We start from the raw sequence: 26,802 nt of genomic DNA on the forward strand, positions 1-26,802 counted from the left end.
TCAGCGGGTGGCCTCCACCATGCCGCGGAGCTCCTTCTTGAGGTCGGAGATCTCGTCGCGGTGACGAGCGGCCACCTCGAACTGCAGCTCGGCGGCCGCCCGGTGCATCTGAGCCGTGAGGTCCTCGATCAGCTGGGCCAGCTCGGACTGGGCCATCGACGACGCGTCGAGGCCGCGGCCCGGCTTCTTCGAGCCTGATGTGGTCGCGAGCAGCTCGTCGGTGTCGGCGTCCTCGCGGGCCAGCATCTCAGTGACGGCCGCGATGCGCTTGCGCAGCGGTTGCGGGTCGATGCCGTGCTCGGTGTTGTAGGCGATCTGGATCTCGCGGCGGCGGTTCGTCTCCTCGATGGCAGCCTCCATCGACGGCGTGATCTTGTCGGCGTACATGTGGACCTGGCCCGCGACGTTACGGGCGGCGCGGCCGATCGTCTGGATGAGTGACCGTTCGGAGCGCAGAAAGCCCTCCTTGTCCGCGTCGAGGATGGCCACCAGGGACACCTCGGGAAGGTCGAGTCCCTCGCGCAGCAGGTTGATGCCCACCAGCACGTCGTACTCGCCGAGCCGCAGCTCGCGCAGCAGCTCGATGCGCCGGATGGTGTCGATGTCCGAGTGCAGGTAGCGGGTGCGGATGCCGTGGTCCATCAGGTAGTCCGTCAGGTCCTCGGCCATCTTCTTGGTCAGGGTGGTCACCAGCACGCGCTCGTTGCGCTCCACGCGGAGCGTGACCTCCGCCATCAGGTCGTCGATCTGGCCGCGCGTCGGCTTCAGCACGACCTCGGGGTCGACCAGGCCGGTGGGGCGGATGATCTGTTCGACGAAGCCGCGGCTGCGCTCCATCTCGTACGGGCCGGGCGTGGCGGAGAGGTAGACCGTCTGCCCGATGCGCTCGACGAACTCGTCGAACTTCAGCGGCCGGTTGTCGATGGCGCTCGGCAGCCGGAAGCCGTGCTCCACCAGCGTCCGCTTGCGCGATGCGTCGCCCTCGTACATGCCGCCGATCTGGGGGATGGTGACGTGCGACTCGTCGACGACCAGCACGAAGTCCTCGGGGAAGTAGTCGAGGAGACACGACGGCGCGGAGCCGGCCGTCCGACCGTCGATGTGGCGCGAGTAGTTCTCGATGCCCGAGCAGGTGCCGATCTGCCGCATCATCTCGATGTCGTAGCTCGTGCGCATCCGCAGGCGCTGGGCCTCCAGCAGCTTGCCCTGCTCCTCGAACTCGGCGAGCCGCTCGGCCAGCTCCTTCTCGATGCCGCCGATGGCCCGGTCCATCCGCTCGGCGCCCGCGGAGTAGTGCGTCGCAGGGAAGACGTAGGCCTCGGACTCCTCGAGGATCACGTTGCCCGTCAGGGGATGGATGGTGGTGATGCGCTCGACCTCGTCGCCGAACATCTCCACACGCAGGGCGTTCTCCTCGTACATCGGGTAGATCTCGAGCGTGTCGCCCTTCACCTTGAACGTGCCGCGACCGCCGCCGATGTCGTTGCGGGCGTACTGGATGTCGACCAGATGCCGCAGGAGGGCGTCCCGGTCGTACTCCTCGCCGACGCGCAGTGTCACGCGCTGCTGCAGGTACTCCTCGGGGGTGCCCAGTCCGTAGATGGCCGACACCGTGGCGACCACGATCACATCGCGCCGCGTCAGCAGCGAGCTGGTGGCCGCGTGCCGCATCCGCTCCACCTCCTCGTTCAACGAGGAGTCCTTCTCGATGTAGGTGTCCGTCTGCGGGAGGTAGGCCTCGGGCTGGTAGTAGTCGTAGTACGACACGAAGTACTCGACGGCGTTGCTGGGCATCAGGTCCCGCAACTCGTTCGCGAACTGGGCCGCCAGGGTCTTGTTCGGTTGCATCACTAGCATCGGGCGCTGCAGGCGCTCCGCGAGCCAGGCGACCGTCGCCGTCTTGCCGGTGCCCGTCGCCCCCAGAAGCACGACGTCCTTCTCTCCGGCCTCGATGCGCTCTTCCAACTCGTCGATGGCCTTCGGCTGGTCCCCGGACGGCGAGAACTCGGAGATGACTTCCAGCGGCGCCACCTGGCGCTGCAGTTCCTCGATCGGTCGCATGCCACCAACCTAGTCCGCCGCACCGACAGATTCGCTGAGGGGCGAAGCCCGTCAGGTCACCAGGCGGATGCAGTACGTGCGGGCGGGGGATGTCAGGTTCCACGGCTCGGCAGGGGACACGCACGACCCGTTGCTGTTGTTCACCACGGAGTCGACGACGAAGTCGGCCGCCGCGCAGTCGGTCGTCACCGCGTAGAGGGAGAGCGAGTCGTCGACGATCGTGTAGCACGCCCCCTCCGTGAACTGCGGGACGAGGCATGCGGTCTTGTCCGTCGTCGTGGTGTCCCCACGCGTGGACTGCAGCTCGTAGGAGATCCCCTCGACGCAGTCGGCGGACCCGTCGTGCACCTCCGCGACCAGGTAGGAGTACGTCGAGCCGTCGTCGCAGTCGACGACCTCGTGGTCGAGTTCATCCTCACCCGTGATGGTGATGCACTCGCCCACGGAGGGAACGGCGGCTGGGGCAAGGCGCTGGTAGACGAAGAACCCCGCCGCGAGCAGCACCGCCACTGCCACCACGATGGCTGCGATGCTGACCCTCGAGAGCCTGGGCTGCGTCATGTCGCGACGCTAGCAGCCCTCCCGGATCAGGCCCGGTAGATGCGGGGGGACTCGGTGCCGCGGGCCAGCCAGGCGAGCAGGTCGCCCGCCGGCCCGTGCATCTCGATGCCGTCGCCGATGCGGCCGACCACGCCCGTGTAGCCCTCGTCTGCGACGACCTTCAGGGGCGGGTAGTCCCCGCTGCGGCCGATGCGATCGACCTGGAAACGCAGCAGCTCGACGGCGATGGATGCGGGCAGGTCGCGGGGCTCGAAGTGGGGGGCGAGATCCATGTGGTGCAGGACCACCTCGCTCAGGCGTGCCAGCGGCAGCCGCCGGAGGGGAAGCCGGTAGCCGGCGCGCAGCTCGACGGGCCGGGCGTCGAACTCCAGCTCGGGCAGCTCCACCTGCAGCGTGCTCGCGCTGGTGTCGAGGCGGATCTGCAGGTCGAGTCCGCTGGCGAGCGCGCCTAGCTCGATCGACCGGCGCTTCGCGGCATCGGATTCGTACAGCCGCTGCTCGATGCCCTGCCGGAGGCCCTCGATCACCCGGATCATGGCCATGGCGCCGTCGGCCAGATGAGCCGCCACGTGGCTGCGGGTCCATCCGCTCAGCGCCGTCGGGCGGGCCCAGTCCTCGTCGGTGAAGCCGATGGTGGACCCCAGCAGGAGCGAGGTCTGCTCGCGGACCGAGTCGACCACCTGGGCGAACGTGGCACGATCGGTGGACATGTGCCAAACGTAGCAAAGACGTACGATGGCGGGCGTGACTGATCGGCTCGTAGTGCGGGGTGCCCGCGTCCATAACCTGAAGAACGTGTCGCTTGACCTGCCGCGCGACGCCCTCATCGTCTTCACGGGACTGAGCGGATCGGGCAAGTCGTCGCTGGCCTTCGACACGATCTTCGCCGAGGGACAGCGCCGCTATGTCGAGTCGCTGTCGGCGTACGCGCGCATGTTCCTCGGGCAGATGGACAAGCCCGACGTCGACTTCATCGAGGGCCTCTCGCCCGCCGTGTCGATCGACCAGAAGTCGACCAGCCGCAACCCCCGCTCGACGGTGGGCACCATCACCGAGGTCTACGACTACCTGCGCCTGCTCTACGCGCGCGTCGGCATCCCGCACTGCGAGGTGTGCGGCGCCGTGATCGGCAAGCAGACGCCGCAGCAGATCGTCGACCGGCTCATGGCGATGGAGGAGGGGACCCGCTTCCAGATCCTCGCGCCGCTGGTGCGCGGGCGGAAGGGCGAGCACGCCGAGCTGTTCCGCCAGCTGAGCGGCGACGGGTACAGCCGCGTCCGCATCGACGGCGACACCTATCCGCTGGGCGAGACCCCGAAGCTGGACAAGAACCGCAAGCACGACGTCGAGGTCGTCGTGGACCGCGCCGTCGTGAGACCGTCGGCGAAGCAGCGTATCACCGAGTCCGTCGAGACCGCCCTGGGGCTGGCCGGCGGCGTCGTCACCATCGACTTCGTGGACCTGCCCTCCGACGATCCGGAGCGGGAGCGCCGGTTCTCCGAGAAGATGGGCTGCCCGAACGAGCACGACGTCGACATCGACGAACTCGAGCCGCGCCAGTTCTCGTTCAACGGCCCCTGGGGTGCGTGCCCCGAGTGCTCCGGCCTCGGCACGCTGCTCGATCCCGACCCCGAGCTGATCATCCCGAACGACGACCTCACCCTCGCCGACGGCGCCATCGCCCCGTGGACCACGCCGACGATCAAGCAGCACTACGAGCACGTCCTGGAGTCGCTGGCCGCCGAGCACGGGTTCGCGATGGACACGCCGTGGCGCAAGCTCTCGGTCGGCGCCCGCTCGGTGCTGCTGCACGGCGCGAAGGGCAACGTCGTCGTCAGCTACCGCAACCGGTTCGGGCGGGTCCGCTCCTACTCGCAGAAGTACGAGGGCGTCATCCCGTTCATCCGCCGCCGCTACGACGAGGCGGAGACCGACTCGGCCCGCGACCGTTGGGGCGGCTACATGCGCGAGGTGAACTGCCCTGCCTGCGGCGGCGCCAGGCTCAAGCCGTCGTCGCTGTCCGTCACCGTCGCAGGGCGCACCATCGCCGAGCTGGCCGACCTGTCGATCGGGGAGGCGGCGGCCTTCCTCGGCGAGCTGGAGCTCACGCCCCGCGAGGCGGCCATCGCGGCGCGCCTGATCAAGGAGATCAACGCCCGCCTGACGTTCCTGCTCGACGTGGGGCTGGACTACCTGACCCTGTCGCGCGCCGCAGGGACGCTGTCGGGCGGCGAGGCACAGCGCATCCGGCTCGCCACGCAGATCGGGTCCGGCCTCGTCGGCGTGCTGTACGTGCTCGACGAGCCCTCGATCGGCCTGCACCAGCGCGACAACCTCCGCCTCATCGAGACGCTGCACCGGCTGCGCGACCTCGGCAACACGCTCATCGTCGTCGAGCACGACGAGGACACCATCCGCGCCGCGGACTGGGCGGTCGACATCGGCCCCGGGGCGGGCGAGGGCGGCGGCGAGGTCGTCGTGTCCGGCACGGTCGAGGAGCTGCTGAGCAGCCCTGAATCCAAGACCGGCGCATACCTTGCAGGCCGGCTCGCGATCCCCGTCCCGACGGTGCGCCGCCCGGGCAACGGGAAGAAGATCGTCGTGCGCGGGGCCCGCGAGCACAACCTCAGGGGCGTCGACGTCACCTTCAACCTCGGCCAGTTCATCGCCGTCACCGGCGTGTCCGGCTCCGGCAAGTCCTCGCTGGTCAACTCGATCCTCTACACAGCTGCCGCCAAGGCCATCTACGGGGCGAAGGCCGTTCCGGGCAGGCACAGGGCGCTCGACGGGCTGGCGAACATCGACAAGGTGATCCAGGTCGACCAGTCGCCCATCGGGCGCACCCCGCGCTCCAACCCGGCCACCTACACGGGGGTCTTCGACAAGATCCGTGCCCTGTTCGCACAGACGCCGGAGGCGAAGGTCCGCGGCTACCTGCCGGGCCGGTTCTCCTTCAACGTCAAGGGCGGTCGCTGCGAGAACTGCATGGGCGACGGCACGATCAAGATCGAGATGAACTTCCTGCCCGACGTCTACGTCCCGTGTGAGGTGTGTCACGGCGCGCGCTACAACCGCGAGACGCTTGAGGTGCACTACAAGGGCCGGACGATCGCCGAGGTGCTCGACATGCCGATCAGCGAGGCGGTGGAGTTCTTCAGCTCCATCAACTCGATCGCCCGGTACCTGCGCACCCTCACGGAGGTGGGGCTGGGCTACGTCCGGCTCGGGCAGCCCGCTACCACGCTGTCCGGCGGCGAGGCGCAGCGCGTCAAGCTGGCGGCAGAGCTGCAGAAGCGTTCGACGGGCCGCACGCTGTACGTGCTCGACGAGCCGACCACCGGCCTGCACTTCGAGGACATCTCGCGGCTGCTGACCGTGCTGCATCGCCTCGTCGACAACGGCAACACCGTGGTGACGATCGAGCACAACCTGGACGTCATCAAGTCGGCGGACTGGGTGATCGACATGGGGCCCGACGGCGGATCCCGCGGCGGCACCGTCGTCGCGACCGGCACCCCGGAGCAGGTGGCCGCGAACCCGGAGTCGGCCACCGGAGCGTTCCTCAGGCCGCTGCTGGCCTGACCGGGGGAGGGACTCAGCTTGGGATCATCGGGCGCATCGACTCGGGGCAGATGCGCCGGGCGGCGACCTTTCCGCCCCAGAAGAGGCCGACGCCGATGAGCAGGAACGGGAGCGCCTGCAGCACGATCCCGAGGTAGCCGTGTTGCAGCATGTGCACCGAGTCGGCCGCGTAGGCGACCATGCCGTCGTTGCCGCCCTCGCAGGTCACCTGGTAGCGCCCGGTCGTCGCGTCGAACCGCCAGGTGCTGAGCGGTGGGTCGCCGTCCAGCGTCCAACCCTCGAGGTCGACAGGCAGGCCGGTGTCGGCGCTGACGACGCTGCACGCGGGCAGGTCCCCGCCCTCGGTCTGGGCCAGCGCGTAGCTGCCGTCGGTGGCGATCGAGATGGAGCCGTCGGCCCCCGGGACGTGCCGGGTGGCCAGGTACTCGTTGGCGATCGTGGTGAACGAGCTTGCCACCAGCGCGACGCCCATCGCGATCAGGCCGACCGCCAGCACCGTCGTGGCGACCCTGACCAGGAAGGCGATGCGGCGGCGCTTCGCGAACCGCGCGAACGCCTCCCGGTAGCGCCGCTGTACCGCCTCGCGCTCCACCGCGTCGTCGAAGTGGAAGTCGACGGTGTGTGCGCCGGCCGCGGGGGTCTGGTCGTCGAGGATACCCATGGCCGGATTCTACGCCCGGGAGGGGACGGGGCGCCGCCGGGCCGCGGCCTACTATGGGCGCCATGGCCGACCCCGCGACGTACCGTCCCGCCCCCGGGACCATTCCGACCGATCCGGGCGTCTACCGGTTCTTCGACGCCTTCGGCAACGTCATCTACGTCGGCAAGGCCAAGAACCTGCGTCAGCGGCTGAACTCGTACTTCGCGGACCCGGCCGGCCTCCACTTCCGCACCCAGACCATGGTGCGGACCGCTGCGAAGGTCGAGTGGATCGTGGTCGCCAACGAGCTGGAGGCGTTGCAGCTCGAGTACACGTGGATCCAGCAGTTCGACCCGCGCTTCAACGTGAAGTACCGCGACGACAAGTCGTATCCGTGGCTCGCCGTCACGATGGCCGACGAGTTCCCGCGCGTGTTCGTCGGGCGTGGCGCCAAGAAGCGCGGCACCCGCTACTTCGGCCCGTTCGGGCAGGCCTGGGCAATCCGGGAGACGGTCGACCTGCTGCTGCGCGTCTTCCCGATGCGCTCCTGCACGCAGGGTGTCTTCAACCGCGCCCGTTCCTCGGGCCGCGCGTGCCTGCTCGGCGACATCGGCAAGTGCAGCGCCCCGTGCGTGGGGCGGGTCAGCCCCGAGGAGCACCGCGGGATCGCCGAGGACTTCTGCTCGTTCATGGGCGGCAACACCGGCGGGATCATCGGCAGGATCGAGCGCGAGATGTACCAGGCGTCGGCGGACCTGAACTTCGAGAAGGCCGCCGTGCTGCGCGACTCGCTCGCCGCCCTCAAGCGGGTGCAGGAGAAGAACTCCGTCGTGCTCAAGGAGGGCGTGCGCGCCGATGTGGTGGGCTTCGCCGACGACGGCCGCCAGGTTGCCGTGCAGGTCTTCCACGTCGTCGACGGCCGCATCCTGGGGGAGCGCGGCTGGATCGCCGACCGCGCCGACGAAACCCCCATCACGGAACTGCTCGAGGCATTCCTCCGCCAGCTCTACGCCGAGGACCAGGAGATCCCGCCGAAGATCTACTCGTCGGTCGAGGCCGAGCCGGAGCTTGAGGCCCTCCTCACCGTCCGGCGGGGCGCCAACGTCGCGATCAGGGTGCCGCTGCGCGGCGCCAAACGGGCGCTGCTCGACACGGCCGTGCGCAACGCGGAGGAGAACCTCGCGCAGGCCAAGCTGAAGCGCTCGACGGACCTGGACGCCCGCAGCACGGCGCTGACCGAGATCGCGGACGCGGTCGGCCTCACCGAGCCGCCGCTGCGCATCGAGTGCTACGACATCTCCCACACCATGGGCACCGAGGTAGTCGGCTCCATGGTGGTGTTCGAGGACGGCATGCCGAAGAAGAGCCAGTACCGGCGTTTCATCATCAAGAGCTTCGAGGGCAGCAATGACGTCGCGGCCATGGATGAGGTGCTCTCGCGTCGGCTGCGGAGGCTCCTCGACGAGCGGAACTCGGATGTGCACGTCGACGCGACGACGGGTGAGGCGGCGAAGTTCGCCTACGCCCCGGCGCTGATCGTCGTCGACGGCGGCCTGCCGCAGGTCAACGCCGCGAACGCGGTACTGGAGCGGTTCGGCCTCGACTCCGAGATCGCGCTCGTCGGCCTGGCGAAGCGGCTGGAGGAGGTGTGGCTGCCGGGGGAGGAGTACCCGGTGATCATGCCGCGCGCCTCGGAGGGCCTCTACATGCTGCAGCGGCTGCGCGACGAGGCCCACCGCTTCGCCATCACGCACCACCGTTCCCGACGCGCCAAGCACGTCGTGGAGTCGGTGCTCGACGACGTGCCCGGCCTCGGTGAGCTGCGCCGCAAGGCACTGCTCACCTACTTCGGGTCGCTGCGGAAGCTCCGGCAGGCCAGCGAGGCCGAGATCGCGGAGGTGCCGGGCTTCGGCCCGACGCTGGCCGCGGCCGTCAAGGCCGCTGTCGCCGGCACCGGTGGCGAGGCGATCAACCTCACCACCGGCGAGGTCACCGAGGTCTAGGCGTACCGGGTCAGGACGCGATCTTCGCCGTGGCGGCGGTGCTCTTGAACACCGTCTTGTATCCGGTGCGCTTGTAGCTCACCTTGGCCGTGATCCGGGTGCCCTTGTCCTTCGAGGTCAGCGTGTAGGTCTTGCTGGTGCCGGCCTTGAACCGGACTCCGTCTCGGTACCAGGTGACCCCCAGGGTGCGCCCGTTGTCCTGCCACCTCCCGGTGTGGACCGTCAGCTTCTTCCCGACCTTCGTGGTTCCGGTGAACCGCGGGTTGGACCGGATCGTATAGGTGCCCAGCGCGACCCTCGGTGTGCCGGGGGAGGTGACCGTCTTCGTGACGTAGCCGACCATCGCGCCCCTGGCCTTGACCTTGATCACGGCGCCGACGTCGGTCGGGGTGAGCGTGTAGATAGCGGCGGTGGCGCCGGAGATCTTCTTCCCGTCGCGGTACCACTGGTAGGTGAGGTCGACGGCCGGCGAGAACGACGGCTTGGCCGTGAGTGTCTTCCCCACCCGGACGGTCCCGGAGATCGCCACCGACGCGGTGAACTCCAGCGGGTCGGGGATCGTGACCGTGCCCTTGCCGATCAGCGCGTCGGCGCCCGGACCGGTGTTGACGGCGTAGACGTAGACGCCCTGCCTGCCGCGCTTCGAGGTGACGAAGGTCGTGTCGTACCCGGAGTTCGTGCCCGCCCCCGAGAGGGCCTTCGCCGCGGCGGTGCTCTTCGAACCCGTGGTCGTGGTGGCGACCTCGGCCGTCGAGCTACCCTGCTTCCCGCCCACGTAGACCTGCACCTGTAGCGACGACTTCGGGGCGTTCGGGTCCGCGGCCCAGCCCGCGACGCGGACCTGGGAGGGGAGCGTCTCCAGCGTGTCGACGGAGCCGACGGGGTCGGGGTCGGCGATCGTGACCGTGCCCGACCCGATCAGTGGGTTGGTGCCGCTCGGGCTGTTCACGGCGTAGACGTAGACCTTCTGCCTGCCTTTCAGCTCCGTGGTGAGGGTCGCCTTGAAGCCGTGGTTCTTCCCCGTCCCGGTGTAGATGGCGCCGATCTCCGAGCGCTTGAGGTTGGCGACCAGGTCGTGGCGCTCGCCCGTGCCGACGGGGCCACCGATGTAGACGCGGACCTTCAGCGCGCTCGTGGGCTTGTCCATGTCGATGGTCCAGCCGCGCACGGTCACCTGGCCGGTGCCAGCCTTGAGGTCGTTGAGCTCGCCGAACGGGGTCTTGTTGCCGACGTGGATGAAGCCGGAGACCTCGGAGATCCTGTAGGTCCGCCAGGAGAAGTCGCCGCCCCAGCTGTCCTGGGAGACGACGAAGGTGCCGGCTGACCGGTTGACCGACTCGACGTAGGCGACGTGTCCCGACGAGCCCATCAAGGTGTTGTCCCACCAGGCCACGTCGCCGACCTCCGGGTTGAGCTTGTCGACCTGCACGCCCTTCTTCCTGGCCTGGGCGCCCCAGGTGGTGGCGTTGCCCGACCCCGGCGTGATGAACTGGGTGATGCCGTTCTGGATCATCCGGTAGGCCACGTAGTTCGTGCAGTTGTGGCCCCGGTACTGGCCCCAGTGCGACGTGGTGTAGACGCCGGAGTACGCGGCGTTGCCGTAGCCGGACGAGGAGCAGCCCGTGAAGCCTGTGCAGATCTTGGGGTACCAGGTCAGCGCAGCCGCGGTGCCCGCGGGCAGCACGCCGAGGCTGAGCACGAGCGCGACCAGCAGGCTGGCGATCAGTCGGGTCGCGGTGGAGATGCGGCGCATGGGGATCCTGTCGGCTCGGGGTCCTCTGCGAGACGCCGCCCCCCGAGGGTGCCTCGACGGTCAGCACCCTACGTACGCCCCGGCGGGGAAGGCAACGGGATCCCTCCCCATCCCTCAAGGGGTGGTTGAACCTTTGAGCTGGTTTGAACAGTGTTCAAGTCGGGGTGCATGATGGGCCTGTCCGAACAGAAGGAGAGTCCCGAGATGTCCTCCACCTCAGCGGCCGCCCCGGCCCGCGCCATCGCCCCTGCCGACCTCGCCTACATCGCCGTCTTCGCCGCGCTCATCGCCGCGCTGTCGATCGTGCCGCCGATCCCGGTCGGCGGCTTCGGTGTGCCCATCACGCTCCAGACCCTCGGCGTCGCGCTGGCCGGCCTGTGCCTCGGCGCCTGGCGCGGCACCGCCGCCGTCGCCCTCTATGTGCTCGTGGGCGCGGCCGGCCTGCCCGTGTTCGCCGGCGGCACTGCGGGCATCGGCGTGCTGCTCGGCCCCACCGGCGGGTACCTGCTCGCGTTCATCGTCTCGACGTTCCTGCTCGGTCTGGCCGCCCAGGCGGTCCTGCGCCGCGGCGTCGACCGGCTCACCTGGCTGTGGCTGCTGCTCGCCGCCGTCGCCGTCCGGCTCGCGGTCATCTGGCCGATCGGCGTGGCCGGCATCGCTCGGGCCACCGGCGGCACCGTCGGGGACGTCTGGGCCGTCGATCTGGCCTACTGGCCCGGCGACGCTCTCAAGATCGTCGTCGCCGTGCTGATCGCCGTCGCGGTGCACAAGGCCTTCCCGAGGCTGCTCGGCCGATGATCTCCCTGCGCGGTGTCTCCGTCGTCGTCCCGGCCGCACGGCGCGGCGACGCTGACAGGGTGCTGCTGGACGACATCACGCTGGACCTGGCCGAGCGTCGCATCGCCCTGATCGGGGCGAACGGGTCGGGCAAGTCCACGCTGCTCAGGCTGCTGAACGGGCTGCGCACGCCCACCGCGGGCACCGTGACCGTCGACGGCCGGGACACCACGGCCAAGGCCGCCGAGGTGCGGGCCAGGGTCGGTTTCGTCTTCACCGACCCGCTCGCCCAGCTGCTCATGTCCACGCCCGTGGAGGACGTCGAACTCTCCCTCCGGGCGCGGATCAGGGACCGGCGGGAGCGGACCCTCCGCGCAGAGGAGCTGCTGGCCGAGCGGGGGCTGCTCGAGGTGGCCCACCAGAGCATCTACGACCTGAGTGGGGGAGAGCGGCAGCTGGTTGCCCTGACCAGCGTGCTCGCCGTCCGCCCGCGGATCGTGGTGGCCGACGAGCCGACCACGCTGCTCGACCTGCGCAACCGGATCCTGCTGCGCCGCGCGTTCGCCGAGCTCGAGCAGCAGCTGATCGTGTCCACGCACGACCTGGACCTGGCCGCCGAGATGGACCGCGTCCTGGTGGTCGACGGCGGCCGCATCGTCGCGGACGGCGACCCCGGCACCGTGATCGACGGCTACGTATCGGCGATGCAGGCCCTGCGGTGAGCGCCCACACGAGCCTGCTGGGGCTCTACGAGCCGGGCGACGGGTGGCTGTTCCGGCTGCCCGTCGGCTGGAAGTACGTCCTGATGCTCGCCGTCGCGCTCGTCCCGATGGTGCTGTGGACCTGGCAGGCGACAGCCGCCGCACTGGTCGTCGCCGTCGCCTCGATGCTCACCTCCGGCATCCCCGTGCGCCGCATCCTCGCGCTGGGCGGCTACCTGTGGGTGCTGCTCGGCACGCTGGCGGCCTACCAGCTGATCTCCACGCGTTTCGTGCTGGCCTTCGTGTCTCCCGGCACCGTGCTCGCCGCCGTGCTCGCGGCCCGCATGCTGACCCTGACCACGTCGACGCCGGTGCTGCTCGACGCCCTGACGACCGGGCTCCGTCCGCTGCGTCTGGTCCGGCTGAACCCGGACGCCGCCGCGCTGGCCGTCGCACTGATGATCCGCTCCATCCCCTTCCTGGCCGGCTCCGTCGCCGACGCCCGCGACGCCGCGCGGGCCAGGGGAGTCGACCGCAACCCGGCCCTGCTACTGACGCCGGCCGTCGTGGGTGCCGTCGCGTATGCGCAACGCACCGGCGAGGCGCTGCACGCCCGCGGCCTGCCGGGCGACGCACTGCCCTGACCCGGCCCCGCGGCTCGACCGGTAGTGTGGCGGGCATGACGAATGCCCCCGAGATCGCGCTCATCACGGGCCTCTCCGGCGCCGGCCGCCGGACTGCGGCGCACGCCATGGAGGACCTCGGCTGGTATGTCGTCGACAACCTGCCTCCGCTGATGATGGCGAGCCTGGCCCGCACCGCGGCCGGCTTCGGGGCCGATCGCGTCGCCATCGTGGTCGACGTGCGCTCCCGCGAGCAGTTCGACCAGCTTCCGCAGGCTCTCCGCGAGCTGAAGGACATGGGGTGCAGCATCACCAGCGTGTTCCTGGAGGCGGACGACGACGTGATCGTGCAGCGCCAGGAGTCCAACCGCCGCCCGCTGCCGCTGCAGTTCGGCGGCAGGCTCATCGAGGGCATCGACCGCGAGCGCCGGCTGCTGGCCGACCAGCGCGCCCAGGCCGACATCGTGGTCGACACCACCCGGCTCTCGGCCCGCCAGCTGGTCCAGCGCATCGTCAACCACTTCGGCGACGAGGCCACCGACCGCCTGAAGATCGCGCTCATCAGCTTCGGGTTCAAGAACGGCGTCCCGATCGACGCCGACATGGTCTTCGATGTGCGGTTCCTGCCCAACCCATACTGGATCCCGGAGCTCAGGCCGAAGTCGGGACTCAGCCGCGACGTGGCCAGCTACGTCCTGAAACACGACGCCGCGCAGCGCTTCCAGGAGCACATGCTCGCGCTCCTTGCCACCGTCGCGCCCGGCTACCTGGCCGAGTCCAAGCGCCAGGTGACGGTGGCGATCGGCTGCACGGGCGGCAAGCACCGCTCCACGTCGATGAGCGAGGAGCTGGCCGTCAGGCTGCGGGGGCAGGGCTTCCCGACGACGGTGCTGCACCGGGATCTGGGGAAGGAATGAGCCTGGCCCGGCTGCCGGCGGTCGTCGCGCTGGGCGGTGGTCACGGCCTCGCCGCCTCCCTGACGGCGCTCCGGCGCATCACCGACCGCCTGACGGCGGTGGTCACCGTCGCCGACGACGGCGGCTCGTCCGGTCGGCTGCGCGACGAGTTCGACATCCTCCCGCCCGGGGACCTCAGGATGGCGCTGGCGGCGCTGTGCTCCGACGACCACGACGGGCGCACCTGGGCCAACGTGCTGCAGGCACGCTTCGACGGGAACGGGCCGCTGGCGGGGCACGCGATCGGCAACCTGCTGATCGCGGGTCTGTGGCAACACCTCGGCGATCCCGTCGCCGGCCTCGACATGGTCGGCGACCTGCTGCGGACCCGCGGCAGGGTCCTGCCGATGAGCTCGGTCCCGCTCGAGATCGAGGCCGACGTGCTGGGTCTCGACCCGCTGGAGCCCGACGAGCTCTGCACGCTCAGCGGGCAGGCCACCGTCGCGAAGACGCGCGCCACCGTCGAGTCCGTGCGGCTCGTGCCGGACAGGCCGCCCGCGTGCGCCGAGGCCGTGCAGGCCATCCGCGACGCGGATGCCGTCGTGCTCGGCCCCGGCTCCTGGTTCACCAGCGTCATCCCGCACCTGCTCGTGCCCGATCTCGCCGACGCCATCCTCACCACGCGGGCCCGCCGGGTGCTGATCCTCAACGTCGCGTCCGCGGCGGAGACCGACGGCTTCAGCGCATCGCGGCACATCGAGCTGCTCGCGGAGCACACGCCCGAGCTCAGGCTCGACGTCGTGATCGCCGACGAGCGCTTCGGATCGGCCGACGACCACCTCGAGCCGTTCGTCTCCTCGCTCGGCGGGCGCCTGGTGATGGCGGACGTCGCCGCGCGCGACGGATCGGCCACCCATGATCCACTGCGGCTCGCCTCGGTCCTCAGCGAGGTCATCCTCTGACCTCTCCCAGCCTCGGACGGCGGAGCGCAGGGGAGCGATATGGCACAATCCACGGGTGGCACTGACGCAGAAGGTGAAATCCGAACTCGCGACCGTCGCCGCCCCGCACGCCTCAGTGCGGCGCGCGGAGGTGGCCGCCATGCTGCGTTTCGCCGGCGGACTGCACCTGGTCGGGGGTCGCATCGTCGTGGAGGCGGAGCTCGACACGGGCTCGGCGGCCCGTCGCCTGCGCGCCTTCATCGCCGACCAGTACAACGTCGAGTCCGAGCTGCTCGTCATCAACGGCTCCGGCGTCCGACGGGGACCCCGCTACGCGCTGCGCGTCGTGCGCGAGGGGGAGCAGCTCGCCCGCCTCGTCGGCCTGGTCGACCAGCACCGCCGGCCCGTCCGGGGCCTCCCACCCGTCGTGGTGGGCGGCTCGCTCGCCGACGCTGTCGGCGCCTGGCGCGGGGCGTTCCTTGCGAGGGGCTCGCTGATCGAACCCGGTCGTTCGATGTCCCTCGAAATAACATGTCCCGGGTCCGAGGCCGCGCTCGCGCTGGTGGGCGCAGCCCGCCGGATGGGGATCACCGTCAAGTCGCGCGAGGTCCGCGGAGTCGACCGCGTCGTGATCCGCGACGGGGACGCCATCGCCGACCTGCTCACCCGGCTCGGGGCCGTCGAGACCCGGCTCGAGTGGGACGAGCGCCGCCGCCGACGCGAGGTCCGTTCGTCGGTCAACCGGCTGGCCAACTTCGACGACGCGAACCTCCGCCGTTCCGCCCGCGCGGCTGTCACCGCCAGCGCCCGCGTCGAGCGCGCCATGGAGATCCTGGGCGACGACGTGCCCGAGCACCTGCGCGAGGCGGGCCAGCTGCGCCTTCAGCACCGCCAGGCCAGCCTCGAGGAGCTCGGCCAGCTGCACACCCCGCCGCTCACCAAGGACGCCATCGCGGGCCGGATCCGACGGTTGCTGGCGACCGCGGACAGAGTCGCGGAAGCGACCGGGGTGCCGGGCACGGAGGCCTCGCTGCCGGCCGACCTGCGCGACCCCGAATGACGCTGCGGGGTTCAACACCCCCCCGGTTGATTGTGGGCGCCTGGGGGATAGGATGATTCTCGTCCGTAGGCGCCCGTCGGCGCTAGGTTAAGGAAAGGGATCAAATTCCTCATGACCGTTAAGGTTGCAATCAACGGCTTCGGCCGCATCGGCCGTAACTACTTCCACGCGCTCACCAAGCTGGGTGCCGATCTTGATGTGGTCGCCGTCAACGACCTGACTGACAACAAGACTCTTGCCCACCTCCTGAAGTTCGACTCGATCCTGGGTCGCTGGGACGGGGAGATCACCTACTCCGATGACGCCATCACCGTGGGCGGCAAGGAGATCAAGGCGTTCGCCGAGAAGGATCCCGCGAACCTCCCCTGGGCCGAGCTGGGTGTTGACATCGTCATCGAGTCCACCGGCTTCTTCACCGACGCCACCAAGGCCAACGCGCACATCGCGGCCGGCGCCAAGAAGGTCCTGATCTCGGCTCCCGCCAAGAACGAGGACATCACGATCGTCATGGGCGTCAACGACGACCTGTACGACACCGAGAAGCACAACATCATCTCGAACGCTTCCTGCACCACCAACTGCCTCGCCCCGATGGCCAAGGCGCTCAACGACGGTCTCGGCATCGTCAAGGGCCTCATGACCACCATCCACGCGTACACGCAGGACCAGAACCTGCAGGACGCCCCGCACAAGGACCTGCGTCGCGCCCGCGCCGCCGCCCTGAACATCGTCCCCACCTCCACCGGTGCCGCCAAGGCTGTCGCCCTGGTCCTGCCCGAGCTGAAGGGCAAGCTGGACGGTTTCGCGATGCGCGTTCCCACCCCGACCGGTTCCGCGACCGACCTCACCTTCGAGGCCTCCCGCGAGACCACCGTCGAAGAGGTCAACGCGATCGTCAAGGCTGCCGCCGACGGCAAGGTGCTCGTCTACACCGAGGACGAGATCGTCTCCAAGGACATCGAGACCGACCCGGCCTCCTGCATCTTCGACTCGAAGCTGACCAAGGTCATCGGCAACCAGGTCAAGGTCGTCGGTTGGTACGACAACGAGTGGGGTTACTCCAACCGCCTCGTGAACCTGACCGAGCTCGTCGCCTCGAAGCTCTGAGCTTCGGCACTCCAGTGCTCTGAAACGACGGCCCTGCGCCCCTGACGGGGTCCGCAGGGCCGTCGTCTCGTCCGACGCATCTTTCGAAGAAAGGCTGAACCTATGAAGTCCGTTGCAGATCTCGGCGATCTCACCGGCAAGCGGGTCCTCATCCGCTGCGATTTCAACGTCCCGCTGGACGCTGACAAGAACATCACCGACGACGGCCGCATCAAGGCCGCACTCCCGACGCTGACCGCGCTGCGCGACGCCGGCGCCCGCATCGTCATCATGGCCCACCTCGGCCGCCCGAAGGGCGAGGCCAACCCCAAGTACTCGCTGGCTCCCGTCGCCAACCGCCTCGGCGAGCTGCTGGGCGTCGACGTGAAGCTGGCCACCGACGTGGTCGGCGACTCCGCCAAGGCCACCGTCGCCTCCCTGGAGGCCGGCGACGTCGCCCTCCTGGAGAACGTGCGCTACGAGCCGGCCGAGGAATCCAAGGACGAGGCCGCCCGCGCTGAGCTGGCCGCCAAATACGCCGCCTTCGGCGACGTCTTCGTCTCCGACGGCTTCGGCGTCGTGCACCGCAAGCAGGCGTCCGTCTACGACGTCGCGAAGCTGCTGCCGAACGCCGCGGGCTTCCTCGTCGCGAAGGAGGTCGGCGTCCTCAAGCAGCTGACCGAGAACCCCGAGCGCCCCTACGTCGTCGTGCTCGGCGGCGCCAAGGTCGCCGACAAGCTGTCCGTGATCGACAACCTGCTCAAGGTCGCCGACACGCTCGTCATCGGCGGCGGCATGCTCTTCACCTTCCTGAAGGCCGAGGGCAGGAACATCGGCGGTTCACTGCTCGACGAGTCGAACCTCGAGACCTGCCGCAACTACCTGGCCGAGGCCAAGGCCGCCGGCAAGACGATCCTGCTGCCCGTCGACGTGCGCGTCGCCGACGGCATGGACTTCGACGCCCGCGAGGCCAAGGGCGAGGTGGAGGTCGTCTCCGTCGACGACATCCCCGAGTCCAAGATGGGCCTCGACATCGGCCCCGAGACCGAGAAGCTGTTCGCCGACGCCATCAAGGGCGCAAAGACGGTGTTCTGGAACGGCCCCATGGGTGTCTTCGAGATCCCCGCCTTCGCCCAGGGCACCGCCGCGGTCGCGCAGGCGCTGACCGAGGTCGACGGCCTGAGCGTCGTCGGCGGTGGCGACTCCGCCGCAGCCGTGCGCGTCCTCGGCCACGCCGACGACGAGTTCGGCCACATCTCGACCGGCGGTGGCGCGTCGCTCGAGTTCCTGGAGGGCAAGGAACTGCCCGGTATCGCCGTTCTGGAGGAGAGCAAGTAATGGCACGCAAGCCGATCATGGCCGGCAACTGGAAGATGAACATCGACCACGTCGAGGCCACTGGACTCGTGGAGAAGCTCCACTACACCCTCGTCGACAGGGAATGGGACCCGGCGAAGTCGGAGGCGGTGCTGTGCGTGCCGTTCACCGACCTGCGCACGGTCCGTACCCTCATCGACGGCGACCGCCTGCACTTCGGGCTCGGCGCGCAGGACGTGTCCGCGCATGACAACGGCGCCTACACGGGCGAGATCTCGACCGCCATGCTCAGCAAGCTGGGCGTCGGCTACGTCATCGTCGGCCACTCGGAGCGTCGTGAGTACCACGGCGAGACCGACGAGATCGTCAACGCCAAGGCCACCAAGGCGCTGTCCGCCGGCCTGACCCCGATCATCTGCGTCGGCGAGGGCCTGGACGTCCGCAAGGCCGGCCAGCACGTCGAGCACACCCTGGCGCAGGTCCGTGGCGCCCTGGCCGGCCTCACCGCCGAGCAGGTCGCCTCGCTGGTGATCGCCTACGAGCCCATCTGGGCCATCGGCACCGGCGAGGTCGCCACCGCGGCCGACGCGCAGGAGGTGTGTGGCGCCATCCGCAAGGAGGTCGCCGCGCTGTACGACGAGCCCACCGCTGAGGCTGTCCGCATCCAGTACGGCGGCTCGGTCAAGTCGGGCAACGTCGCGGAGATCATGGGCCAGCCCGACATCGACGGCGCGCTCGTCGGTGGCGCGTCGCTGAAGCCGGAGGAGTTCGCGGCGATCGTGTGCTTCTACCAGCTCTGACAAGCCTGAAACGACGACGGCGCGGGCCAATCGGCCCGCGCCGTTTCGCGTTCCGATGACCCTCGCCCGGCGCCCGTGACGCGTCGCACCCCCGATGTGGAGAAACCAGACCGGTCCGTTAACATTGGGCCCGTGATTGTCCCCCTCGTGTCTTGGCCCATCACCACGCTCTCGATCATCGTGGTGATCCTCAGTGTGCTGCTGGCAGCCACCGTCCTCCTCCACAAGGGTCGTGGTGGAGGCATGTCTGACCTCTTCGGAGGTGGCATGTCCACCTCGATGGGTGGCGCCTCGACCGCCGAGCGTCGTCTCGACCGGATCACCGTGGTCCTCGGCCTGCTGTGGCTGGTGACCATCATCGGTCTTTTGGTCCTGTACCGCCTGGCCAACTGACGCCCGGACACGGGTCACAAGAACACCACAACTTCACGCTCAAGGGAGAACAGCAAAGTGGCAGGTGGCAACGCCATTCGCGGCAGCAGGGTCGGAGCAGGACCGATGGGCGAGGCCGAGCGCGGCGATTCCGCGCCCCGCTTCCAGGTGTCCTACTACTGCGCCAGCGGGCACGTGACCAGGCCGTCGTTCGCGGCGGAAGCACAGGTTCCCGAGTCGTGGGACTGCCCGCGCTGCGGGCTCCCGGCCAACACGGACGCGGAGAACCCCCCGCCGCCCCCGAAGATCACCCCGTACAAGACGCACCTCGCCTACGTGAAGGAGCGCCGCACGGAGGCCGAGGCGGCCCAGATCCTTGAGGAGGCCGTGACCGCGCTGCGTGCGCGCCGCGCCTCCGGGGAGATCATCTACTGATCCTCCGAAGGGACTGACAGACGACACGAGTCCGGGGACCGACCAGCTGGTCGGTCCCCGGACTCGTGTCGTCTGGTGTGCTCAGAAAGGGCAGACGTAGCGCGGGGGCAGCCCGGAGGCGGCCGCCTCGTCGAGGAACCACCACGTCGACAGGCGCCCGTGCACGTGCGAGGCGGGGAGGTCCGGGTCGCCGTCGAGGGCCCTGGCGACGGCGGTGGCCTTCGTGGGCCCGGTGGTCATGAACCAGACCTCGTCGGATCTGTTGAACATCGGGATCGTCAGCGAGATGCGCTCGTCAGGGGCCTTGGGTGAGTCCTCGACGCCGATCACGCGGCGGGTCGTGTGCGGGTCGAAGCTCGGGTGGGACGGGAAGATCGAGCCGATGTGCCCGTCGGCGCCCAGCCCGAGCAGCGTGATGTCGAAGGTGGTGTCACCCAGCTCCGTGGCGTACTCCGCTGCCGCCTCGTGGCTGTCCTTGCGCCCGTCCTTCCCCGCCATCATGTGCGTGTCGGCCGAGCTGATCGACACCGTCCGCGCCAGCCGCGTGATGGCCTGCAGCGAGTTCCGTTCCGGGTCTGTCGACGGCAGGAACCTCTCATCGCCCCACCACAGCTGCAGGCGGGACGCGTCGACCTCGGCGTCGGCGGCCAGGTCCGCGAACCTCTCGTACAGGTGGTTCGCGGCATCGCCCCCGGTCAGGCACAGGTGCACGATGTGCTGGCGGGCCTGGAGGTCGATGATGCGCTCGAGCAGCCGGACGGCGACGAGCTCCGGAACATCCCACTCGTCGTCGAGGCGCACCACCCGCGTGAACATCAGCATCCGCCGTCGGAGTCCCGGCAGACGCGCTGCGTGGCGGCCTCGAAGATCTCGTCGGCATCGGTGCGACGGAGCTCCTCGGTCAGCAGGTCGGGCAGCGACCGGCGGCGCAGGGCCACGGAGCGCCGGGGCTCGCCCGGCACCTGGTAGACGGCGGTGATGTCATCGATCCGGCGCACGCTGATGTCTCCCTCCTCGGTGCTCAGCACGACCTCGTTCACTCCGACCATATCGCCGTCGAGCCGCTCGACGTGCAGGCCGAGCCGTTCGCTCAGCCAGGCGGCCAGCAGCGTGGCCGGCGCGTTGTCGGGGGCGGAGACCACGCGTGCGGACGTCACGGGCAGCTGCGTCTGGTCCAAGGCGGCCGCCAGGAGAGCCCGCCACCTCGTCAGCCGGGTCCACGCCAGGTCCGTGTCGCCGTCCGCGTGCGCGCCCGCACGGCGCACCAGCGCGGCCTGAGGATCGGCGCTGCCACTCGCGTCGGTGATCCTGCGGTCGGCCAGCGACCCGATCGGGTCGGCGGACAGGTTGTCGGGGGCCTCGTTCGGCCACCACACGATGGTGGGCGAGTCGGGCAGCAGCAGGGGAAGGCACACCGAGTCGCCGTGAGCGCGGAGCCCGCCGTGCAGGCGAAGCACCACGAGATCGCCGGGGATGCCCTCGCCGACCTCGATGGAGGCGTCGAGCCGCGCGTCGTCGTCATCGTCGACGAAGGTCACGACGATCACGCGCGAAGGGTGCGCCGTGGCGGACTCCTTCGCGGCGTGCAGCACCTCCTCGAAGTGGGCGTCGTCGGTCACGATCAGCAGCGTCAGCACCATGCCGGACGCGGTCCCGACGAAGCGGCGGCCCTTCAGCAGCGCCTCGTCGATGTCACGCGCCGAGGTGTCCTTGAGCTCGACGATCATCAGCTCACTCCTTTCACGGCCTGCGCCAGGCGAAGCCGTCGCGGGCCAGCATGTCGTCGCCGACCTTCGGGCCCCACGTGCCGGAAGGATACTGCTCGGGCTCCTCGTCGAGCGAAGCCCAGTAGTCGATGACGGGGTCGAGGATCTTCCAGCTCAGCTCCACCTCCTCCTGCTGCGGGAACAGCGGGGGGTCGCCGAGCAGCACGTCGAGGATGAGGCGCTCGTAGGCCTCGGGTGATGTCTCGGTGAAGGAGCCGCCGTAGCCGAAGTCCATCGAGACCTCGCGGATGTCCATCTGGGTGCCGGGCACCTTGGCCCCGAACCGCAGGGTGACGCCCTCGTCGGGCTGGATGCGCATCACCAGCGCGTTCGTGCCGAGCTCGGTGGTATCGGTGGCAGCGAACGGCAGATGCGGGGCGCGCTTGAAACTCAGCGCCACCTCCGTCACGCGGCGCGGCATCCGCTTCGCGGTGCGCAGATAGAAGGGGACCCCTGCCCAGCGCCGGTTGTCGATGTCGACGCGCATGGCGGCGAAGGTCTCGGTGTGCGAGTCCGGCGCGACGCCGTCCTCCTGCCGGTACCCGCCCACGGCCCGCCCGCCCTGCCAGCCCGCGGCATACTGGCCGCGCGCCGTCGAGAGGTCGTAGCGGTCCGGGACGTGTGCCGCGGCCAGGACCTTCTGCTTCTCCGCGCGCAGCTGCGAGGCCTCGAAGCTCGTCGGCTCCTCCATCGCGGTCAGCGCCAGCAGCTGCAGGAGGTGGTTCTGCATGACGTCGCGGGCGATGCCGATGCCGTCGAAGTAGCCTGCGCGGCCGCCGATGCCGATGTCCTCGGCCATCGTGACCTGCACCTGGCTGACGTAGTGGTTGTTCCAGATCGGCTCGAACATCTGGTTCGCGAAGCGCAGCGCCAGCATGTTCTGCACCGTCTCCTTGCCCAGGTAGTGGTCGATGCGGAAGACCTCCTGCGGGAGGAACAGCGTCTCGACGACGTCGTTCAGCTCGCGGGCGGAGGCCAGGTCGTGCCCGAAGGGCTTCTCGATGACGACGCGGTGCCAGGTGCCGGGACGGCGCTCGGCCAGCCCGTGCCTGGACAGCTGGCTCATCACCTGCTCGAAGCCCGACGGGGGGATGGAGAGGTAGAACGCGTGGTTCCCGCCGGTGCCACGCGCTGTGTCCAGCTCCTCGAGCGTCGCGCGGAGCCGCTCGAACGACTCGTCCGAGTCGAACTGGCCAGGCACGAAGCGGATGCCCTCCAGCAGCTGCTGCCAGACCTCCTCGCGGAACGGTGTCCTGGCGTGTTCCTTGACTGCCTCGTGGACCACCTGGGCGAAGTCCTGATCCTCCCAGTCCCGGCGGGCGAAACCGACGAGCCCGAAGCCCGGCGGCAGGAGCCCGCGGTTGGCCAGGTCATAGACGGCCGGCATGAGCTTCTTGCGGGACAGGTCGCCCGTGACGCCGAAGATCACCAGCACGCAGGGGCCCGCGATGCGCGGCAGCCGCCGGTCGAGCGGGTCACGCAGTGGGTTCACGTAGTCGTTCATCAGTAAGCCACCCTAGTCCGACCGGCCGCCGACGGGACTCATGTGCGCCAGTGGCGATCGCGCGAGTCTCATCAATCGGGTTCGGTGTCCGGCCGAGCCCGGCTAGACTGCCGTGGACGGTCGCCGCTACCGGTGCGCGGGCGTCTCACCGGTAGCGGATGAATGGGGAGTTTGTGGCTGTCAGCTCAGTGGCCGCGGTGTCGGAGGTTCGCCTCGGCGATGTCGTGAAGGCATACGTCGCGTTGACGAAACCGCGCATCATCGAGTTGCTGCTCGTCACGACCCTTCCTGCCATGTTCCTGGCCGCCGGCGGCGTGCCGCCGTGGCAGCTCATGCTGGTGACGTTCGTGGGCGGCCTGTTCGCGGCCGCGTCCGCGAACACGTTCAACTGTGTGCTGGATGCCGACATCGACGAGGTCATGCGCCGCACCCGACGCCGTCCCGTGCCGCGGCACCAGGTCACTCCCGCGGCCGCGACGACCTTCGGTGCCGTGCTGGCGGTCCTCGCGACGGTCATCCTCGGCTTCGGCGCGAACTGGCTCTCGGCCATCCTGGCGCTGGCCGCGAACGCCTTCTACATCTTCGTCTACACGATGTGGCTGAAGCGCCGCACGTCGCAGAACATCGTCTGGGGCGGCATCGCCGGCTGCTTCCCGCCCCTGATCGGCTGGACGGCCGTAACCGGGGCCGTTGCCTGGCCCCCGCTGGTCCTGTTCGCGGTGGTCTTCCTCTGGACGCCCCCGCACACCTGGGCGTTGAGCTTCCGCTACAAGGACGACTACGCCGCTGCGGGCGTGCCGATGCTGCCCGTGGTGATGGGCGCCCCGCGGGTTGCCAAGCGCATCTTCTGGTACTCGGTGGCCACCGTCGCCGTCTCGCTGCTGCTGTGGCCGCTGGCCCCGACGGGATGGCTGTACCCCGTGGCCGCGGCCGTGTTCGGTGCCGTGATGCTGCGGGAGGCCTGGGCACTCTGGTCGCGGGCCCGCGCCGGACTCGAGGGCGCCCAGCTGAAGGCCATGCGCCTGTTCCACTGGTCGAACACCTATCTCGCGCTGCTGTTCCTCGCGGTGGCGATCGACCCGCTGATCTTCTGAGGCCCGTGTGCCACGGTTCCTCCAGACGCTGCCCGACGGCACCGTCAAGCAGGTCAACCCGTTCACCGGCACCCAGGTGTGGACGGTGCCCGGCCGCGGCAACCGCCCGCTGGGCCTCCCGCACCCGGATCCCCGTCCGCTGACCGACGAACGACGCACGCGCGAGTGCGCCTTCTGCCAGGACCGCTATCTCGACACGCCGCCGGAGAAGGCCCGCGTCGTGGCGGGGGAGACGTTCGACTGGCTGCCGGCCGCCCGACTGTTCGACACCGTCGCCGACTTCCGCCGGGTGCCCAACCTGTTCGAGATCCTGAGCTATGACTACTGGCGCCTCAACCACGGCTACGAGGTGGCCCCGCGAATCGCGCGACGCCGCGCCGACTACCTGGCCGACCCGGCCGGCCGCGCCCACGTCCTGCGCGTGATCGAAGCCAAGCTCCGGGCCGCGGGGGAGGAGCCCGGCGACCTGACCGAGGACGAGCGGCTCGCCAGGGCCGACGGCTTCTTCGGAGGCGGCCACGACGTCGTGATCGCCCGCCGCCACTTCGCCGACGACGCCGCCGACGACTCCGGCCTCGCGTCGTCGGGCACGCTGAGCCCCGACGAGCACCGCGCGTTCGTCCGCTTCGCCGCCGACTCCGCGCGACGGCTGTACGCCGTCAACCCGCACGCCCGCTACGTCGCGGTCTTCCAGAACTGGTTGCGCCCCGCGGGCGCGTCGTTCGACCACCTGCACAAGCAGCTCGTCGCCATCGATGAGCTCGGGGCATCGCAGGAGGCGACGCTGGCGCGGCTCGAGGCGGAGCCCGACCTCTTCAACGCCGCCGGGGTGGACCACGCCGCGGCCGCCGGGCTGATCATCGCCACCACCGAGCACGCCGTCGCGTGGGCCGGGTTCGGGCACCGGTATCCGACGATCGAGATCGCCTCCCGCAGCCCGCATACCCGGCCGTGGGAGCACACGCGCGCCGAGCTCGACTCCGTCAGCGACCTGCTGCACGCCATGCACGCCGCCACCGGGGCGGACGTGCCGTGCAACGAGGAGTGGTACTACCAGCCGCCCGGCGTCGCGACGGCGATGCCGTGGCGCGTGCTGCTGAAGTGGCGCGTCTCCACGCTCGCGGGCTTCGAGGGGGCCACCCGGATCTATCTCAACACCGTCTCGCCCGCGGCACTGCGCGAGCGCGTGGTGACACGGCTCGCGGCGCTGCAGGCCTCCGGCGCGGTCGCGGCCTGCGTCCGGATCGGCGGGGATCCGGGGCCCGCGCCGCTGCGCTACCTGGGCTGAACGCCCAACCGCACGGAACGTCGGCCTGCTGCTGGCCGTCGCCGGCGCGGCGGCCGCTGAGCCCCGCCGGCGTTAGTGTTTCCCCCGACCGAGGGGGAGACATGTCCGCTGCAGCGCCCGGACCCGACGCTCCCAGGGGAGTCATCGGGGTCCTGATCGTCGCCGCCTTCGTCGTCATCCTCAACGAGACGACGATGAACGTGGCGCTGAGCAGCATCATGGCCTCACTCGGCGTCACCGAGCGCACCGCGCAGTGGCTCACCACCGCGTTCCTGCTCACGATGGCCGTCGTGATCCCCGTCACCGGGTGGCTGCTCGACCGGCTCACGACCCGCCAGGTGTTCACGATCGCCATGACCACCTTCACTCTCGGGACGGTGGTGTGCGCGCTCGCGCCCGGCTTCCCAGCGCTGCTGATCGGGCGCATCGTGCAGGCCTCCGGCACCGCCGTGATGATGCCCCTGCTGATGACCACCGTGATGAGGCTCGTGCCGTCCGAGACCCGCGGGGCGATGATGGGCAACATCTCCATGGTGATCGCGGTCGCCCCCGCCATCGGGCCGACGCTGTCCGGGGTGCTGCTGCAGCTGGGCAGCTGGCGCTACGTGTTCTGCCTCGTCGCGCCCGTCGCCGCCGTCATGCTGCTGCTCGGGCGCCGCCGGCTCGTCAACGTCGGCCACCCCGTCGACACCCCGCTTGACCTCATCTCGATCCCGCTGACCATCCTGGCCTTCGGGCCGCTCGTCTACGGGCTCAGCCTGATCGGCGCCGAGCACGTCGCGTGGTGGCAGCCGTGGCTCGCTGTCGGCATCGGGGTCGGGGCGCTCGTCGCCTTCGTCGCCCGCCAGCTCGTGCTGCAGGGCCGCGACGCCGCCTTCCTCGATCTCAGAACCTTCACCGTCTCCTCGTTCACGGTGTCGGTGGTGATGATGGCCGTGGCGATGATGGCGCTGTTCGGGACCATCATCATGCTGCCGCTGCTGCTCCAGCGCGCCTTCGGGTTGGCCCCGCTGCAGGTGGGGCTGATGCTGCTGCCCGGCGGGGTCGCGATGGGCCTGCTGTCCCCGGTGGTCGGCCGGCTCTACGACCGGCTCGGGCCGCGCGTGCTCGTCGTACCCGCCAGCCTCGCGGTGCTGGCCGTCTTCGCGTTCCTCAGTACCATCTCGCTCGCCACGCCCTGGTGGGCCGTCATGGCGTCACACATCTTGCTGAGTCTCGGCTTCGCCTGCCTCTTCACGCCGCTGTTCACCGTCGGGCTCGGGTCGCTGCCCGAGGGCCTCTACGCGCACGGCTCCGCGGTGATGGGAGCCACGCAGCAGGTCGCGGGCGCGGCGGGCACCGCCGTGTTCGTCACGATCTTCGCGACGCAGAGCGCCGCCGCGGCGCCCACCGCGCCGAGCGAGGCCGCCGCGATGCTGGTCGGCGCGCACTGGGCCTTCCTCGGCGCCGGCGCGATCTGGACCGCGGGCGTCGTGTGTTCATTCTTCGTCCGCAGGCCCGCTGAGGAACTGGCGCCCGCGGAGGACGCCCACGCCTGACGCG

24 protein-coding genes are annotated in these 26,802 nt (G+C 69.8%); 16 read left to right on the plus strand and 8 right to left on the minus strand.

Annotated features, from left to right (window positions below; genetic code table 11):
• From uvrB to QH948_RS04775, 3 genes are read right to left on the minus strand one after another with little or no spacing between them, the layout of a single operon-like run.
• Entirely contained in the window at window positions 1-2,061 is a 2,061-nt protein-coding gene (gene uvrB, locus QH948_RS04765; protein WP_281145732.1) for an excinuclease ABC subunit UvrB, read from the minus strand.
• A gap of 51 nt (window positions 2,062-2,112) precedes the next feature.
• The gene (locus tag QH948_RS04770; protein WP_281145733.1) at window positions 2,113-2,622 is read right to left on the minus strand and encodes a hypothetical protein; all 510 of its coding nucleotides are present in this window, start codon (window positions 2,620-2,622) and stop codon (window positions 2,113-2,115) included.
• A gap of 26 nt (window positions 2,623-2,648) precedes the next feature.
• Window positions 2,649-3,332, minus strand: a complete 684-nt coding sequence (locus QH948_RS04775; RefSeq protein WP_281145734.1) for a maleylpyruvate isomerase family mycothiol-dependent enzyme — start codon at window positions 3,330-3,332, stop codon at window positions 2,649-2,651.
• Between the two features lie 25 nt (window positions 3,333-3,357).
• Here QH948_RS04775 and uvrA point away from each other — a divergent pair, with 25 nt between their 5' ends.
• The gene (gene uvrA, locus QH948_RS04780; protein WP_281145735.1) at window positions 3,358-6,204 is read left to right on the plus strand and encodes an excinuclease ABC subunit UvrA; all 2,847 of its coding nucleotides are present in this window, start codon (window positions 3,358-3,360) and stop codon (window positions 6,202-6,204) included.
• A gap of 13 nt (window positions 6,205-6,217) precedes the next feature.
• Here the strand turns inward: uvrA and QH948_RS04785 are convergent, their stop codons facing one another.
• Window positions 6,218-6,865: a hypothetical protein gene (locus QH948_RS04785; RefSeq protein ID WP_281145736.1), complete on the minus strand. Its 648-nt coding sequence runs from the start codon at window positions 6,863-6,865 to the stop codon at window positions 6,218-6,220.
• Window positions 6,866-6,927: 62 nt separating this feature from the next.
• Between QH948_RS04785 and uvrC the strand changes: the two genes are divergently transcribed.
• The gene (gene uvrC, locus QH948_RS04790; protein WP_281145737.1) at window positions 6,928-8,847 is read left to right on the plus strand and encodes an excinuclease ABC subunit UvrC; all 1,920 of its coding nucleotides are present in this window, start codon (window positions 6,928-6,930) and stop codon (window positions 8,845-8,847) included.
• A gap of 10 nt (window positions 8,848-8,857) precedes the next feature.
• Here uvrC and QH948_RS04795 read toward each other — a convergent pair whose 3' ends face one another.
• Window positions 8,858-10,600: a CHAP domain-containing protein gene (locus QH948_RS04795; protein WP_281145738.1), complete on the minus strand. Its 1,743-nt coding sequence runs from the start codon at window positions 10,598-10,600 to the stop codon at window positions 8,858-8,860.
• Between the two features lie 204 nt (window positions 10,601-10,804).
• Between QH948_RS04795 and QH948_RS04800 the strand changes: the two genes are divergently transcribed.
• From QH948_RS04800 to QH948_RS04850, 11 genes are all read left to right on the plus strand, one after another.
• Window positions 10,805-11,398, plus strand: coding sequence for a biotin transporter BioY (locus tag QH948_RS04800; protein ID WP_281145739.1), 594 nt, complete (start codon window positions 10,805-10,807; stop codon window positions 11,396-11,398).
• Window positions 11,395-12,099, plus strand: coding sequence for an energy-coupling factor ABC transporter ATP-binding protein (locus QH948_RS04805; protein WP_281145740.1), 705 nt, complete (start codon window positions 11,395-11,397; stop codon window positions 12,097-12,099). The genes QH948_RS04800 and QH948_RS04805 overlap by 4 nt, the downstream gene beginning before the upstream one ends.
• A complete protein-coding gene (locus QH948_RS04810) occupies window positions 12,096-12,722 on the plus strand; it encodes an energy-coupling factor transporter transmembrane component T family protein (RefSeq protein ID WP_281145741.1) in 627 nt (208 codons plus the stop codon). The genes QH948_RS04805 and QH948_RS04810 overlap by 4 nt, the downstream gene beginning before the upstream one ends.
• A 35-nt stretch (window positions 12,723-12,757) precedes the next feature.
• Window positions 12,758-13,618, plus strand: a complete 861-nt coding sequence (gene rapZ / locus QH948_RS04815) for an RNase adapter RapZ (protein ID WP_281145742.1) — start codon at window positions 12,758-12,760, stop codon at window positions 13,616-13,618.
• The gene (locus QH948_RS04820; RefSeq protein ID WP_281145743.1) at window positions 13,615-14,559 is read left to right on the plus strand and encodes a gluconeogenesis factor YvcK family protein; all 945 of its coding nucleotides are present in this window, start codon (window positions 13,615-13,617) and stop codon (window positions 14,557-14,559) included. The genes rapZ and QH948_RS04820 overlap by 4 nt, the downstream gene beginning before the upstream one ends.
• Before the next feature lie 55 nt (window positions 14,560-14,614).
• Window positions 14,615-15,598: a DNA-binding protein WhiA gene (gene whiA, locus QH948_RS04825; protein WP_281145744.1), complete on the plus strand. Its 984-nt coding sequence runs from the start codon at window positions 14,615-14,617 to the stop codon at window positions 15,596-15,598.
• Between the two features lie 111 nt (window positions 15,599-15,709).
• The gene (gene gap / locus QH948_RS04830; protein WP_219080447.1) at window positions 15,710-16,705 is read left to right on the plus strand and encodes a type I glyceraldehyde-3-phosphate dehydrogenase; all 996 of its coding nucleotides are present in this window, start codon (window positions 15,710-15,712) and stop codon (window positions 16,703-16,705) included.
• A 102-nt stretch (window positions 16,706-16,807) separates the two neighbouring features.
• Window positions 16,808-18,022 carry a phosphoglycerate kinase gene (locus QH948_RS04835; protein ID WP_281145745.1) on the plus strand — a complete coding sequence of 405 codons (1,215 nt, stop codon included), beginning with the start codon at window positions 16,808-16,810 and terminating at the stop codon, window positions 18,020-18,022.
• A complete protein-coding gene (gene tpiA / locus QH948_RS04840; RefSeq protein ID WP_281145746.1) occupies window positions 18,022-18,801 on the plus strand; it encodes a triose-phosphate isomerase in 780 nt (259 codons plus the stop codon). The genes QH948_RS04835 and tpiA overlap by 1 nt, the downstream gene beginning before the upstream one ends.
• Before the next feature lie 132 nt (window positions 18,802-18,933).
• A complete protein-coding gene (gene secG / locus QH948_RS04845; RefSeq protein WP_255555865.1) occupies window positions 18,934-19,194 on the plus strand; it encodes a preprotein translocase subunit SecG in 261 nt (86 codons plus the stop codon).
• Between the two features lie 57 nt (window positions 19,195-19,251).
• Window positions 19,252-19,608, plus strand: coding sequence for an RNA polymerase-binding protein RbpA (locus QH948_RS04850; RefSeq protein ID WP_219080443.1), 357 nt, complete (start codon window positions 19,252-19,254; stop codon window positions 19,606-19,608).
• An 81-nt stretch (window positions 19,609-19,689) separates the two neighbouring features.
• Here QH948_RS04850 and pgl read toward each other — a convergent pair whose 3' ends face one another.
• The 3 genes from pgl to zwf are packed head-to-tail and all read right to left on the minus strand — an operon-like array spanning window position 19,690 to window position 22,800.
• Entirely contained in the window at window positions 19,690-20,424 is a 735-nt protein-coding gene (gene pgl, locus QH948_RS04855) for a 6-phosphogluconolactonase (protein WP_281145747.1), read from the minus strand.
• The gene (locus QH948_RS04860; protein WP_281145748.1) at window positions 20,424-21,335 is read right to left on the minus strand and encodes a glucose-6-phosphate dehydrogenase assembly protein OpcA; all 912 of its coding nucleotides are present in this window, start codon (window positions 21,333-21,335) and stop codon (window positions 20,424-20,426) included. Before QH948_RS04860 ends, pgl begins: the two co-directional genes overlap by 1 nt.
• Before the next feature lie 13 nt (window positions 21,336-21,348).
• A complete protein-coding gene (gene zwf / locus QH948_RS04865; protein WP_219084268.1) occupies window positions 21,349-22,800 on the minus strand; it encodes a glucose-6-phosphate dehydrogenase in 1,452 nt (483 codons plus the stop codon).
• A gap of 236 nt (window positions 22,801-23,036) precedes the next feature.
• Here zwf and QH948_RS04870 point away from each other — a divergent pair, with 236 nt between their 5' ends.
• The 3 genes from QH948_RS04870 to QH948_RS04880 all read left to right on the plus strand — a co-directional run bounded on the left by QH948_RS04870 (window position 23,037) and on the right by QH948_RS04880 (window position 26,798).
• Window positions 23,037-23,972 carry a heme o synthase gene (locus tag QH948_RS04870; protein WP_219080438.1) on the plus strand — a complete coding sequence of 312 codons (936 nt, stop codon included), beginning with the start codon at window positions 23,037-23,039 and terminating at the stop codon, window positions 23,970-23,972.
• 7 nt (window positions 23,973-23,979) lie between these two features.
• Window positions 23,980-25,260: a DUF4921 family protein gene (locus tag QH948_RS04875; protein WP_281145749.1), complete on the plus strand. Its 1,281-nt coding sequence runs from the start codon at window positions 23,980-23,982 to the stop codon at window positions 25,258-25,260.
• A gap of 101 nt (window positions 25,261-25,361) precedes the next feature.
• Window positions 25,362-26,798 (plus strand): MDR family MFS transporter, encoded by a 1,437-nt coding sequence (locus QH948_RS04880; RefSeq protein WP_281145750.1) that lies wholly within the window; start codon window positions 25,362-25,364, stop codon window positions 26,796-26,798.
• Window positions 26,799-26,802: the final 4 nt, after the last annotated feature.

It is taken from the genome of Tessaracoccus lacteus (assembly GCF_029917005.1).
Taxonomy (GTDB): Bacteria; Actinomycetota; Actinomycetes; order Propionibacteriales; family Propionibacteriaceae; genus Arachnia; species Arachnia lactea.

Bases quoted from the DNA above. Each gene is read 5' to 3' on its own strand.
- rapZ (WP_281145742.1), top strand. From the start codon at position 12,758: ATGACGAATGCCCCCGAGATCGCGCTCATCACGGGCCTCTCCGGCGCC.
- QH948_RS04880 (WP_281145750.1), top strand. From the start codon at position 25,362: ATGTCCGCTGCAGCGCCCGGACCCGACGCTCCCAGGGGAGTCATCGGG.
- QH948_RS04835 (WP_281145745.1), top strand. From the start codon at position 16,808: ATGAAGTCCGTTGCAGATCTCGGCGATCTCACCGGCAAGCGGGTCCTC.
- QH948_RS04770 (WP_281145733.1), bottom strand. From the start codon at position 2,622: ATGACGCAGCCCAGGCTCTCGAGGGTCAGCATCGCAGCCATCGTGGTG.
- uvrB (WP_281145732.1), bottom strand. From the start codon at position 2,061: ATGCGACCGATCGAGGAACTGCAGCGCCAGGTGGCGCCGCTGGAAGTC.
- tpiA (WP_281145746.1), top strand. From the start codon at position 18,022: ATGGCACGCAAGCCGATCATGGCCGGCAACTGGAAGATGAACATCGAC.
- pgl (WP_281145747.1), bottom strand. From the start codon at position 20,424: ATGTTCACGCGGGTGGTGCGCCTCGACGACGAGTGGGATGTTCCGGAG.
- QH948_RS04860 (WP_281145748.1), bottom strand. From the start codon at position 21,335: ATGATCGTCGAGCTCAAGGACACCTCGGCGCGTGACATCGACGAGGCG.
- QH948_RS04820 (WP_281145743.1), top strand. From the start codon at position 13,615: ATGAGCCTGGCCCGGCTGCCGGCGGTCGTCGCGCTGGGCGGTGGTCAC.
- uvrC (WP_281145737.1), top strand. From the start codon at position 6,928: ATGGCCGACCCCGCGACGTACCGTCCCGCCCCCGGGACCATTCCGACC.
- QH948_RS04775 (WP_281145734.1), bottom strand. From the start codon at position 3,332: ATGTCCACCGATCGTGCCACGTTCGCCCAGGTGGTCGACTCGGTCCGC.
- QH948_RS04785 (WP_281145736.1), bottom strand. From the start codon at position 6,865: ATGGGTATCCTCGACGACCAGACCCCCGCGGCCGGCGCACACACCGTC.
- gap (WP_219080447.1), top strand. From the start codon at position 15,710: ATGACCGTTAAGGTTGCAATCAACGGCTTCGGCCGCATCGGCCGTAAC.
- QH948_RS04870 (WP_219080438.1), top strand. From the start codon at position 23,037: ATGAATGGGGAGTTTGTGGCTGTCAGCTCAGTGGCCGCGGTGTCGGAG.
- QH948_RS04795 (WP_281145738.1), bottom strand. From the start codon at position 10,600: ATGCGCCGCATCTCCACCGCGACCCGACTGATCGCCAGCCTGCTGGTC.
- QH948_RS04800 (WP_281145739.1), top strand. From the start codon at position 10,805: ATGTCCTCCACCTCAGCGGCCGCCCCGGCCCGCGCCATCGCCCCTGCC.
- QH948_RS04805 (WP_281145740.1), top strand. From the start codon at position 11,395: ATGATCTCCCTGCGCGGTGTCTCCGTCGTCGTCCCGGCCGCACGGCGC.
- uvrA (WP_281145735.1), top strand. From the start codon at position 3,358: ATGGCGGGCGTGACTGATCGGCTCGTAGTGCGGGGTGCCCGCGTCCAT.